General features: G+C 66.7%; 11 protein-coding genes. 4 read left to right on the forward strand and 7 right to left on the reverse strand.

All coding sequences use genetic code 11. From position 1 onward, the window contains the following. Positions 1-80: 80 nt before the first annotated feature. From HQ312_RS14825 to HQ312_RS14835, 3 genes are read left to right on the forward strand one after another with little or no spacing between them, the layout of a single operon-like run. On the forward strand, positions 81-1,238 hold the full coding sequence (locus HQ312_RS14825; protein WP_222639067.1) for a Gfo/Idh/MocA family protein: 1,158 nt from the start codon (positions 81-83) through the stop codon (positions 1,236-1,238). Beyond that, positions 1,235-2,416 (forward strand): dihydrodipicolinate synthase family protein, encoded by a 1,182-nt coding sequence (locus HQ312_RS14830; protein ID WP_222639068.1) that lies wholly within the window; start codon positions 1,235-1,237, stop codon positions 2,414-2,416. Before HQ312_RS14825 ends, HQ312_RS14830 begins: the two co-directional genes overlap by 4 nt. After that, positions 2,413-3,234, forward strand: a complete 822-nt coding sequence (locus HQ312_RS14835; RefSeq protein ID WP_222639069.1) for a sugar phosphate isomerase/epimerase — start codon at positions 2,413-2,415, stop codon at positions 3,232-3,234. The genes HQ312_RS14830 and HQ312_RS14835 overlap by 4 nt, the downstream gene beginning before the upstream one ends. A 685-nt stretch (positions 3,235-3,919) precedes the next feature. On the opposite strand, the gene HQ312_RS22240 is transcribed toward HQ312_RS14835, so the two are convergent. The 7 genes from HQ312_RS22240 to HQ312_RS14870 all read right to left on the reverse strand — a co-directional run bounded on the left by HQ312_RS22240 (position 3,920) and on the right by HQ312_RS14870 (position 11,168). Beyond that, positions 3,920-4,615 carry a hypothetical protein gene (locus tag HQ312_RS22240; protein ID WP_308123896.1) on the reverse strand — a complete coding sequence of 232 codons (696 nt, stop codon included), beginning with the start codon at positions 4,613-4,615 and terminating at the stop codon, positions 3,920-3,922. Positions 4,616-4,624: 9 nt separating this feature from the next. Beyond that, positions 4,625-5,905: a competence/damage-inducible protein A gene (locus tag HQ312_RS14845; RefSeq protein WP_222639070.1), complete on the reverse strand. Its 1,281-nt coding sequence runs from the start codon at positions 5,903-5,905 to the stop codon at positions 4,625-4,627. 24 nt (positions 5,906-5,929) lie between these two features. Continuing rightward, the gene (locus tag HQ312_RS14850) at positions 5,930-7,165 is read right to left on the reverse strand and encodes an MFS transporter (RefSeq protein WP_222639193.1); all 1,236 of its coding nucleotides are present in this window, start codon (positions 7,163-7,165) and stop codon (positions 5,930-5,932) included. Between the two features lie 112 nt (positions 7,166-7,277). Next, entirely contained in the window at positions 7,278-8,672 is a 1,395-nt protein-coding gene (hydA, locus tag HQ312_RS14855; protein ID WP_222639071.1) for a dihydropyrimidinase, read from the reverse strand. After that, positions 8,669-9,055, reverse strand: a complete 387-nt coding sequence (locus HQ312_RS14860) for a gamma-glutamylcyclotransferase (RefSeq protein ID WP_222639072.1) — start codon at positions 9,053-9,055, stop codon at positions 8,669-8,671. Before HQ312_RS14860 ends, hydA begins: the two co-directional genes overlap by 4 nt. Positions 9,056-9,061: 6 nt before the next feature. Continuing rightward, positions 9,062-10,216: an FAD-binding oxidoreductase gene (locus HQ312_RS14865; RefSeq protein WP_308123897.1), complete on the reverse strand. Its 1,155-nt coding sequence runs from the start codon at positions 10,214-10,216 to the stop codon at positions 9,062-9,064. After that, the gene (locus tag HQ312_RS14870; protein ID WP_222639073.1) at positions 10,206-11,168 is read right to left on the reverse strand and encodes a dihydrodipicolinate synthase family protein; all 963 of its coding nucleotides are present in this window, start codon (positions 11,166-11,168) and stop codon (positions 10,206-10,208) included. Before HQ312_RS14870 ends, HQ312_RS14865 begins: the two co-directional genes overlap by 11 nt. Before the next feature lie 169 nt (positions 11,169-11,337). Here HQ312_RS14870 and HQ312_RS14875 point away from each other — a divergent pair, with 169 nt between their 5' ends. Next, a complete protein-coding gene (locus tag HQ312_RS14875) occupies positions 11,338-12,351 on the forward strand; it encodes a LacI family DNA-binding transcriptional regulator (RefSeq protein ID WP_222639074.1) in 1,014 nt (337 codons plus the stop codon). The last annotated feature ends 85 nt before the right edge of the window (positions 12,352-12,436 follow it).

Raw genomic sequence — 12,436 nt, forward strand, 5'->3', positions numbered from 1 at the left:
CCCGAGGCCCTCGCGCGCCTCGATCCCCTCGGTCGTGCACTCTTCAGACCTGGCTGCCGAGCAGCCAGAAAGGCCATTCGATGTCTCACCCCACCCGAACCCTGCGCATCGCCATGAACGGCGTCACCGGTCGCATGGGCTACCGTCAGCACCTTCTGCGCTCCATCCTCCCGATCCGCGACGCCGGCGGATTGCTGCTCGCGGACGGTTCGCGCGTCCAGGTCGAGCCGGTGCTCGTCGGTCGCAACGAGGCCAAGCTGCAGGAACTCTGCGCCCTGCACGGCATCGCCGAGTACACCACCGACGCCCAGTCGGTCATCGACGATGCGTCGATCGACATCTACTTCGACGCGCAGGTGACCTCACGTCGCGCGGAGGCACTGTCGTCGGCGATGAAGGCAGGCAAGCACATCTTCACCGAAAAGCCGACGGCAGAGACACTGACCCAGGCCATCGAACTAGCCCGCATCGGACAGAACGCGGGCGTCACGGCCGGCGTCGTCCACGACAAGCTCTATCTACCCGGGCTGGTGAAGCTGAAGCGACTGGTCGACGAGGGCTTCTTCGGACGCATCCTCTCCCTGCGAGGCGAGTTCGGCTACTGGGTCTTCGAGGGCGATGGCCAGCCCGCCCAGCGACCCAGCTGGAACTACCGCGCGGAGGACGGCGGCGGCATCGTCGTCGACATGTTCTGCCACTGGAACTATGTGCTCGAGGGCATTCTCGGCAAGGTCGAGACCGTCAGCGCCAAGGCCACCACGCACATCCCGACGCGGTGGGACGAGCAGGGCAACGAGTACGCCGCCACCGCCGACGACGCCGCGTATGGAATCTTCGAGATGCAGAACGGGGTTGTCGCGCAGATCAACTCGTCGTGGGCCGTGCGCGTGTTCCGCGACGAGTTGGTCGAGTTCCAGGTGGACGGCACTCATGGCTCCGCGGTGGCGGGACTGCGTAACTGCGTCGCCCAGCACCGCTCACACACTCCCAAGCCGGTGTGGAATCCCGACCTGCCCGTCACCGAACCCTTCCGCGACCAGTGGCTCGACGTCCCGGCCAACGCCGATCTGGACAACGGATTCAAGCTGCAGTGGGAGGAGTTCCTGCGCGACGTCATCGCCGAGCGTCCGCACCGCTACGGCCTGTTGTCCGCCGCGCGCGGTGTCCAGCTGGCCGAACTCGGCCTGCGTAGTTCCGCGGAGGGCCGTCGCCTCGACGTGCCGGAGATCTCGCTGTGACCGCCGTCGACTTGCGCCTGACCATCGCACTGCCGGGCCACGGCTCGTATCAGCTGGGGGAGCCCGGTGAATGGACCAAGCCGACCTCCCCGATCACCTCGCGCATCGCGTACGCAGCGGCACATGTCATTCCGCGTACGACGGGCGACAACACCCCGGGCGCACCGGCCGACATCGACTGGGATGCCACCCTCGCCTACCGACACGAGCTGTGGTCGTACGGGCTCGGTGTCGCCGATGCGATGGACACCGCCCAGCGCGGCATGGGGCTCGACTGGGCCGCGACCTCGGAGCTGATCCGACGATCCGGTGCCGAGGCTGCTCGGGTCGGTGGGTTACTCGCCTGCGGCGCCGGAACTGACCAACTCGATCTCACGACGCTGCCGTCGGGTCGGGAGGGTCTCGCCCGCGTCCTCGACGCCTACCGCGAGCAGATTGCGGTGGTGCGGGAGTCGGGCGCCAAGGTCATCATCATGGCGTCCCGTGCGCTGGCGCGGGTGGCGTCGTCACCCGACGACTACCTGTCCGTCTACTCGACGCTGCTCGACGAAGTCGACGAGCCCGTCGTGTTGCACTGGCTCGGAACGATGTTCGACCCCGCGCTCGAGGGCTATTGGGGGAGCGCGTCAGTTGACGAGGCGACCGCAACGTTCCGTGGTCTGATCGACGCGCACGCCGCCAAGGTCGACGGTGTGAAGGTGTCGCTCCTGGACGCTCAGCACGAGATCGCCCTGCGCGCAGCCCTGCCCGACGGAGTACGTCTCTACACCGGGGACGACTTCAACTATCCGGAGCTCATCATGGGCGACGGTGAGCACCACTCCGATGCGCTGCTCGGCATCTTCGCCGGCATCTACCCCGCGGCGTCCACGGCCTTGCAGGAGCTCGATCGCGGCAACACGGCCCGGGCCGAGGAGATCCTTCGCTCGACGCAGGAACTGGGCCGGCGCATCTTCGCGGCGCCCACCTACTACTACAAGACGGGCATCGCGTTCCTGTCGTGGTTGAACGGGAGGCAGCCGGGCTTCTCGATGGTCGGCGGATTGGCGTCGGGCCGCAGTGTGGAGCATCTGACGCAGCTGTTCGTCCTGGCGGATCGTGCTGGGCTGCTGGCAGATCCAGCCTTAGCCGTGCACCGGATGGGCGTGTATCTGGAGCTGAACGGGGTGTCGGCATGAGTCTCGAACGTCTGTCTCTCAACACCAAGACGGTGAACAACTGGACTTTGAAGGAGGCCGTCGAGGGTGCGGCGCAAGCGGGACTCGGTGCTATCGGGCCGTGGCGTGACCGCGTGCAGGAAGCCGGGGTCACGGAGTCGGCGAAGATGATCTCCGATGCCGGGCTGCGCGTGTCGACCCTGTGCCGCGGCGGCTTCCTCACGGCCATCGACGACGACGGGCTCGACGACAACCGTCGCGCACTCGACGAGGCAGCCGAGCTCGGGGCTCCTGAGCTGGTGATGGTGATGGGCGGTATCCCGGATCGCGACCTGATCGGTGCGCGGGTACGAGTGTCCGACAGGCTCGCCGATTTGGTGCCCTACGCGCTGGAGCGCGGAGTGCGGATCGCGTTGGAGCCGTTGCACCCGATGTTCGTGGCCGATAGAGCGGTGATCTCGACGCTGGGTCAGGCACTGGCCATGGCGGAGCCGCATCCGGTGGAGGCGGTGGGCGTCGTCGTCGACACGTTTCACGTGTGGTGGGACCCCGACCTCGAGGCGCAGATCAAGACGGCGGGGGAGCGTGGCCGCATCAGCTCGTACCAGGTGTGCGACTGGTTGGTGCCGATGGAAGCAGACCCCCTCCTGTCCCGCGGGATGATGGGTGACGGGGTGATCGACTTCGCCACCATCGGGCGGTGGGTCGAAGAGGCCGGCTACCGCGGTGATGTGGAGGTGGAGATCTTCAACGCGGCTGTCTGGGCGGCGGATGGGGATCAGGTGATCGGGACGATGGTGGAGAGGTATCGCGAACTGATCGACGCACCCGGCAACTAGGAAGAGGCGATCCGCTAGGTCCGTTGCCAAGACGTTCTTGGGTACTCACTGAGGCAGCCGCGTGAAAGCTAGGATGCTCTCGACGTCTACTTGTTGAAGAAATGGAGCGTTGGGTGGAACCACGTGCACTCGCCGACATCATCTCGAAACTGTCAGCGCAACAACCGGTCACGGACGCACTCGAAGCATCGATGCCATTCCCGGCTGATCCCAATAGGAAGTACGCCAGTCAGCGCGAACACCTTGTCGGTTGGTTGAGTGAGTATGATGGGCCGGGTTTCTACGGACGTAAGAACCCGGGGAAAGACGCGAAATACGCCTACAACCACTTCAGGTGTGCTCCAGGATTGGTGTGGCTTGCAGAAGCGCTTGGTGAAGACTCGAGTCGGCTCGAAGCCTCTTCCGATGCCATCAAGAAGGCCGGGCGTAACCCTTCGTCTCAGTGCGCGGCGCACAGGAAAATAGTTCCGTGGTCACGCATCGAAGAGCTTCTCGAGCAGCATAAAGGTGACGCCGGCTCACAAAGCAGGGTGCGACGCCTAGCGTCCAGACTCAGACCGCGCACTCACTGACACATCCACGGTTGTCCGGAGGTCTCATCTGGCTTTCGGCGGCTCTGTCAGTGGACGTTCATGGACCGTGCCTTCGGACATCGCGCTCTCGTCGTGTACTGGGACTGGGCCCTTTATGTGCCTTCGGACTGCCGTGGCAACTCGTCCGCGAAGTCGAACGAACACCCGAGCCGATCGGCGGCCTCCACACCACCGGCATCACGCACCCAGGCAACGCACGCGCCGGCGGCGAGAGCGAGGTCGCGGCTGAACAGATAGCCATCGGTGCAGTCGTCGAAATGCCCGTCGTGGTGCCATCTGTCGAGAACCAGTTTCTGCACCGAATGGTCGGCGAAGCGAAGTGTGTGCAGAATGCGGCGTGAGCGGCGCACCATCACGACCCCGTCGTCGAGACGGTGAAGCTGAGCGGTGATGAGCTCGATGTCGTCGATCTCGTCGTCGGGGATGTCGGTATTGGGACCGAGATCGATGACGAGCCCGGCTGGTTCGTCCTGCATCGACTCGACGAGCCACGCGGTCATCGCGTCCCACTGGTCGACCTCGAGCAGGACGCCCGTCGGCGTTTCGAGACTGACCAGCAGGGCTGCGGCGTCGATCTCTGCGGCCCACACCTGCGTCGGCCCGTCCTCGTGAAAGAACACCCGACCGGTGTCGTCGACAAGCCCCGGCTGCTCGTTGAACAGAGACGTGTCAGTGGTGCCGTCGACATGGTGGGTGTGGATGGACCAGCCGCTCACGTCCTCGTGGGTGACCACGACGTAGCGCGTGAGGAGATCATCCGAGGCGAACTGCCAGCGTGGGAGCGTCATATCCGGCCCTCAGGCGTCGCTCAGTGCATCCGCAAGCATGTGCATCGCGACGGTGACCGAGAGTGCGCGGACACTCGCACGATCACCGGGTAGCCGCAGTGTCCGCGTGACGGTCGGTCGGCCCGCGACAGCGATGCCGAAGCACACGGTTCCGACGGGCTTGCTCTCCGTACCGCCGCCAGGCCCCGCGACGCCGCTGGTCGAGACGGCGACGTCGGCACCGACGCGGTGCAGCGCTCCCTCGGCCATGCGGGCGGCCACGGGTTCACTGACGGCGCCGTGCTCCTCGATCATGGTGGCGGGGACGTCGAGTGAGCCGATCTTCACCTCGTTGGCGTACGACACCAGGCCGCCGACCACGTAGGCCGACGAGCCGGCCCGATCGGTGAGCCGTGCGGCAATCATGCCGCCGGTGCACGATTCCGCCGTCGCGATGCGGCGGCCACCGGATCGTGTTGCCACGATGTCGTCGATGGTGGAACCGTCGGTCGAGAAGATTTGCGCGCCATGGTGTTTCTCGATGAGCGTCAGCACGTCGGCGTACGCGGCGGCCGCGGACTCCTCGTAGCGGGTGACCATCTCGAGTTCGCCGCGCGACAGGCAAGTCGTGATCGCCAGATCGCCGAACCCGGCAATCGAGCTCTCTGCGGTGCGCAAGGTCGCGGCAAGGTCGGCCTCCGACAATCCATAGGCCCGGATGGTGTCCTCGGTGACGGCTGTTCTCCGTGCGAGCACTGCGGCGACGGGTGCGCTCTCTATCGCTTCCGGCCACATCGACTGCAGTTCTGAGGGCGGGCCCGGAAGGATGAGAACCGTGGGGAGGGTGCCCGAGTCGTCGGCCATCGCCACGCCCGGTGCCGTGCCTGTCGGCGAGATCGACTGCGCTCCGGCGGGAACCATTGCCTGCTTTCGTACGCCGGCTCGCAGTGGTTCGGAGTCGGCGACGCTGCCGAGCCGACTGCGCCAGCGCTCGACGATGGCCGTGATGCGGCCTTCGAGTTCGACGTCGAGGTGCATCTCGCGGCCGTACAGCGCGGCCACTGTATCGACGGTGAGGTCGTCCGCGGTCGGGCCGAGGCCGCCGGTCGTGATGATGAGGTCGACGTGCTGGTCGGCGAGGAACTGGACCTGTGCCGTCAGGTCGGCCGGCCGGTCACCGCACACCGTTAGGTGGGCGACGTCGACCCCCATCTGCAGGAGTTGCCGAGCAACCCAGGGTCCGTTGCGGTCGCTGACCCGCCCGGCCAAAACTTCGCTACCCGTGACCACCACACCCGCGCGCACTGCCATGGTTCGACCTTACGGCGGCCGAGGTCAGCCCCTATCGGGGGCCATGACGCCCGACTCGCCCAACTGCACGGGCCCGATGCCTCTCTTCAGCGCCCAGAGCAGGAGCGCGCACCCCAGCCCGGACAGGAGAAGGCCCGTCCCGAACAGCGCGGCGTAACCGAAGGCCTGGCCGACCACGCCTGCAGCGAGTCCGGCGATGCCCTGGGAGAAGACGACGGCACACGCGAGAAGGGTGTAATCGGTTCCCGCGTAGACGCGTTCGGAGGCGTCCATCATGAGGGCGAACAGCACGACGGTCGCCGCGCCGCCGAATACGTGCTCGCTGACGCTGGCGGTCACCACGAGGGCAATCCCGCCGATGTCGAGTGCCGCGGCGACGTAGAAGCCGAGCGCCAGGGTTTGCGTGATGCCGGCGACGAGCAGGGCACGTCGTCGGCCGAAGCGCGTCGCGTACCAAGCGCCCAGTGCAGCACCGGCGAGCGCGGAGCCCGAGGCGACGCCGCCTTCGAGAAGCGCGATCTGCCCCAGGGAGAGCCCGAGGTCGGAGAGGAACGGGCCGACGAGGGCCGACCCCATCGAGTTGCCGAACTTGTAGGCGGCGATCAGGCCGATGAAGGCCAGGACTCCCGGTCGGCGCAGGCGAACCCACCACGTTCCGGCGAGGCGGACTGCGGTCGTCGACTCCGCCGGTCGTACATCCGCCCTGTCGAGTTGAGTCCGGAGCAGGAGGACCGGGATCGTAGACGCGACGATCAACATGGCCATCGCGACGAACAAGGCACGCCATCCCGCGAACGAGAACAGCCACAGCAGAACGCCGCCGCCGACGATCATGCCGATGCGGTACGCCCCGAGTTGGATCCCGTTGCCCACACCTCGGTCGCGTGCGTCGAGCAGTCGAACGGCGAGCCCATCGGTGACGACGTCCTGCGTCGCGGACAGAACGTTCACGACGGCGATGCCGACGAACAGCCACTGCAGGCCGGACGTGAGGTCGAGGCAGGCCAGCACCAGCGCGACTGCCGCTGCGCCGAGTTGTAGCGAGAGCAGCCACCGTCGTCGACTCCCGTACCTGTCGACATAGGGCGCCCAGAGGAACTTCAATGCCCACGGCGCGAACAGCACTCCGCTCGCGCTGATCGCGACCAGGGAGTAGCCGGACCGCCGCAACACGACGGGCAGTGCCTGGGTGAAGAAGCCGAACGGCAACTGCTGCGCGAAGTAGAGCGCGCCGAGCAAGGCGAACGTGCCGCCGACCATGCCGGAACGGGGGACGCGTGCTCTGTCGGTCGTCGACACGGTGGAAGTCTGGCGCATTCACCGGCGTCCTGCTTCCTCACCCCACTGCGCCGGGTACATCGAGACCGGGAAGTCAGACCTGCGTCCGCCGCCCGCCCTCGAAGTCGAGCGGGGCAGCCTGCAGATGCCGACCCCTCGGCGTCCCGTCGACCAGCTCCCCGTCCTGGACGACGACGGTTCCTCCGACGAGCACGGTGACGGGCTTCCCTCGAAGCGTCATCCCCTGATACGGCGTGTAGTCCGTAGCCATGTGTAGCGCGTCGACGTCGACGGTCCATTCGACGTCCGGGTCCCACAGGGCGATGTCCGCGTCGGCGCCGGGCATCAGCGTTCCCTTGCGAGGGAAGAGCCCGTTGGTCTTGGCCGGATTCGTCGACGTGAGCTCGACGAACCTGCTGGCGGTCAGGTTCGAGTCGCGCACGTAGCGCGAGAAGATGACCGGCAGCCTGGTCTCCACTCCCGGTAGCCCGTTGGGCATGTGGCGGACATCGTGGCTGTGGACCTCCTTCTGCGCTGTGTCGTAGCAGCAGTGGTCGGATCCGATGGTCGTGATGTGACCGGTGAACAGGTGCTGCCCCAGTTCCTCGACTGCGTCGGCCGACCTGAGCGGTGGACAGCACACGAATCGTTCGGGGTTCTCGCCGCTGTAGGCGCTGTCGTCCAGGATCAGGTGGTGCGCCACCGACTCCGTGAAGGCGACCAGTCCGCGGGTGCGCGCATCCGCCACCAACTCGACTGCCGCCGCCGTGGACTGGTGCACGAAGTGGACGGGCGCGTCCTGAGACTCCGCGATCGCCAGAATGGCGGCAACGGCTGCCGTCTCGGCGATCTCGGGTCGCGTCATCGACATGTGGGCCGCGTCGATGCCCTCGGTGGCGGCCGCCGTCGTCTGCGAATCCGTGACGATGGCGTCCGACTCGCAGTGGATGATGACCATTCCACCCAGATCGCGAGTGGTCTGCATGGTCTTGAGAATGGTGTGCTCGTTCGCCATGGTCTCGCCGGCGTAGGTCGTGAACATCTTCACGGTGCGAATGCCGTCCTGCGCCATCGTGGCGAGCTGGTCCGCGGTCGTGTCGTCCCAGTCGACGACGCACGCGTGCAGGGCTGAGTCGCACAGGCCGTCGGTCGCCTTCTGCCGCTGTTGCGCTGCAGCATCGAGCGGGGACTGACCGGGCCGCGGGATCGCGAAATCGACGATCGTCGTGGTGCCGCCGAACACGGCAGCCGTCGTGCACTCGCGGTACGAGTCGAGCGACGTGAACTCGCCCGACGTGAAGCCGACGTGGCAGTGCGGGTCGACACCTCCGGGCATCACCAGCTTCCCGGTGGCGTCGACGACCTCCGCTGCTGGGTCCACGTCGGCACCGGGAGAGAGAACGGCGACGACAGTGCCGTCGTCGATCAGGAGATCGGCTGGCCCGTGCCAATTCGACTCGACGAGGGTTCCTCCTCTTATCACCTTCATCGCAGCGTCGCCCGGTATGCGAGCCACCCGCCGAGCTCACTGATGTCGGTGACATCCGAGCGGTCGAGTGCCTCACGGCGCATGCGCATCGAGAGGGAGCCACCCCCGTCGGCGAGCTCGATGACCCCGAGCTCCAACTCCTCGGGCTCGCGAGGAAGAAGCTCTTCCCGGAGGACGTCGTAATCCAGCTCGTACAGCTCACCGGGTACGGCGTGGCCATTAGAGGACACGGGGTGCAGTCCGGGGAATTCGTCTCGCACGGAGAAGAACTGGTACTTCGGGGCGGTGACCGCCGGGCCGAGCAGTCGGGCCCGGTGAAGGGCGTCGTTGAGCGTTCCTCCGGACATCGCCTGTCCGTTGACGAACATCGTGACCAGTGCCATGGGTGCCTACCTTCCGTGTTCTGCGAACGAGGTGAGTCGAGCCGGTGAGAATTCGCTGACGTCGATGTCCGGCACTCGTCCGTGCACCATCGAGGTGAGTAGTTGCGCCCAGAGTGGCGCGAAGGTGAACGAGTAGGTGCCGCCGGCGACGTAGAACCCCGGTGCCCCGTCGACGGCACCGATGACCGGCATCTCGTCGGGCGTCGTCAGGACCGGGCCGGTCCACGTGTCGACGAGAGGGAGCGCCGCGAGGGAGGGGAGCAGTCGCTCGACCTGTGCGAGATTTCCGGTGGTGCTCTCGGGCAGGGACGACGCAGCGTCCGTGTCGTGAAACGCGCCCGCCGGCCACCCACCGCCGAGCACGAGGCGACCCCGGCGGTCCTGCTTGATCGACATGCCTTCCCCGACGTGTTGCACGAGGACGTCGAGGGTGTGCGAGGGTGCGGCGAGTGCGTGCACCTGCAGTGACGTCGGCCGAAGGTCCAACGAGATGCCGGCCATCGACGCGATGCCGGCCATCCACGGACCGGCGACGTCGATCACGGTGGGTGCGACCCACGTGGAGTCGGGAGTGGTCACCGTCCACAGGTCGCCGACTCGTTCCATACCCGTGACGGGAGAGTGTGACCGCAGGACGGCACCCTCGGCCTCGGCCTGACGCAGAGTTGCGGGCCCCGCGAGGTCAGGCTCCGCGAATCCGTCGAGGGGACACCAGGTCGCGGCTTCGACGCTGGGTCCCAGCGCCGGCAGCGCCCGGCGTGCCTCAGATCCGGTCAGCACCTCCGTGGGAATTCCCGCAGTGCGTTCCCAGTCGTGTTTGGTCTCGAGTGCCTGTACCTGGTCGTCCGTCTCGGCGACCATGTATCCACCGCAGCGGTTGAGGCCGAGACCGGGAACGCTGTCGGCAAGGTCGTCCCACAGCGAGCTGGTGCGGTGCTGCAGCGGGAGGAGACGTCGGACATCCACGGCCGCACCCTGGCCGGGACGTCGAGTGTGGATTGTCTGGATGTGGAGGTTGCCCGCCGTGGTCCCGGAACCACCGGTGTTGGGCGCGGATCGGTCGAGCACGACGACGCGAGCGCCGGATCTCGTCAGTGCCAGGGCCGTCGCAGCGCCGACGATGCCGGCTCCGACGACGACCACGTCGAAGTCAGACTGCACTGCCCACTCCTGCTGTCCGGGATGCCTCGGCGATTCCCGAGTCCTCCACGATTTGCGCCAGGTGGTCCAGCGTCGTCGGGTCCGTCACGGGCAACAGCGGTTCGCGCACGCTGCCGCCGGGCTGTCCGAGCAAGTTCATGACGGCCTTGAGTTGAGGAATCGGAGAGGCGTACACGCCGCTGTAGTCGGGATTGATCAGACGTCCCGACAGCGCGCGGTACTTGTCGGCCCAGGACCGCGCGGCGGCCGCGTCGCGCGCAGCGACGGCACGGTAGAACGGCACGGCGAAGGGTGCGCCCACCCCGCCGCCGTCGATGTTCCCGTCGCCACCCAGATCCAGCAGTGCGGCGAGTCCGCGGTGGTGAAGGAAACTGCCGAAGACTCGGACCGTGCCCGCCACCGCCTCGACGGTGTCGAGCATGGAGAGCCAGTTGCCGGTGCTGTCCTTGACCGCCACCACGTTGTCGAGCGCTGCGAGCTCGGTGAACAGCCCGGGCAGAGTGCCCATGTCGACAGCGACGCCACGCGGCCAGTTGTAGACCATGAACGGCAATGCCGTTGCGGTGCTGACGGATCGGTAGAAGGCGAGCAGTTCGTCCTTCGACGGATGAACGTAGGGCGGAGGTGTGGCCAGCACGCCGTCGGCACCTGACGTCTCGGCATGCCGCGCGAGTGCTGCGGAGTCGCGTGCGGTGTAGGCGCTGACGCCGATGACGACGGGGAAGCGTCCGCGCACTGCGTCGATGGCGACCTCGGCGACGGTGCGCCGCTCCGCGTCACTCTGGCTGAACCACTCGCCGGTGCTGCCGTTGACGAGAACGCCGTCCACCTCGTGGTCGGCGTACAGGTTCATGAGCGAGGCCAGGGCGTCTGTGTCGACTGCGCCGGCGGCGGTGAACGGGGTGGGTGCAGCGGGCCAGTAGCCGGACCAGGCGACGTCATCGCGGTTCATGAATACCTTTCGTGCGGCGTGGAAGCCGAACTGGGTCGATTCGATGGGATCGATTGCATAGACTGCCGTCGGTGAAGACACATCGTCAAGCCGGAAACGCACTTGTAACGAGCGAGGCTCGGCGTGGGAGAGTCTGTGCACGATCGGCGACGAGGGGAGGTGAGGGTCGATGACGGTCACTCTGGCTGACGTGGCTGTTGCCGCGGGAGTCTCGCGCAGTACGGCTTCCCGGGCGTTGAGCGGGTCGACGCTGATCTCGGCCGATACCCGACGGTCCGTCGAGGAGGCGGCCCGAACACTGGGGTACCGGCCCAACAGGGCCGCGAGTGCGCTGCGCTCCAACAAGTCGCATCTGGTCGGTCTCGTGATGAACAACCTCCTCAACGCGACGTTTCACACCGTGGCCGAAGTCGTCCACAAGAGATGCTCCGACAACGGCTTTCAAGTTCTGCTGTGCATCACCGATGCGGACCCGGCCCGCGAGCGGGACGTGCTCGCGATGTTGGGGGATCACGGAGTCGACGGGACCATCGTCATCGGGAGTGGTCGCAGCGCAGTCGAATCCAATGCTCTGCTGGCCCAAGGCCGGGCTGTGGTCAACGTGATCAGGTCGGTTCGAGGGAGCGCCGCACCCACCGTCCTCGCCGACGACCTGGACGGTGCGCGCGATGCGACGGCGCATCTCCTCGACCTCGGTCACCGGCGCATCGGTTACATCGGCGGCCTGGAGGACGCCACCTCCGGCCGGGAGCGGTTCGAGGGCTACCGCTCGGCACTGGCGGACCATGGCATCGAGGTCGACCCGTCGTTGGTCCGGAAGGGGCCGTTCACCACCGAATTCGGTGTTGCAGCGGTCGATTCGTTGCTCGACGAACCGTCCGGCATGACCGCGCTCTACGCGGCGAACCACGAGGCCGTGTTCGGGATTCTGCCTACTCTCGTCGGACGAGGGGTGTCGGTGCCCAGCGACCTGTCGCTGATCTGCCACGAGGACATGCCGTGGCTCTCGTTGTGGCACCCGGCCGTGACCGTCGTCGACAACGGTGCCTCACAGCTGGCCAACGTCGCGATGGATCTCCTGTTCCAGCAGATGAGCGAGCCGTCGAAGCCGGACGGCCGCACGTACCGGATCGGTGCCCGATTGGTCGAGCGCGCGTCGTGTGCGCCCGTCGTCGACCCGTAATTCACGAGGGCCGACGTTAACTTTCGTTGAAACACGTGTCGTCCGTGTTAACCACGTTGACGTGTTCGCGGGAACTCTGCGATGG

This window comes from Rhodococcus sp. BP-316 (assembly GCF_019836105.1).
Taxonomy (GTDB): Bacteria; Actinomycetota; Actinomycetes; order Mycobacteriales; family Mycobacteriaceae; genus Rhodococcoides.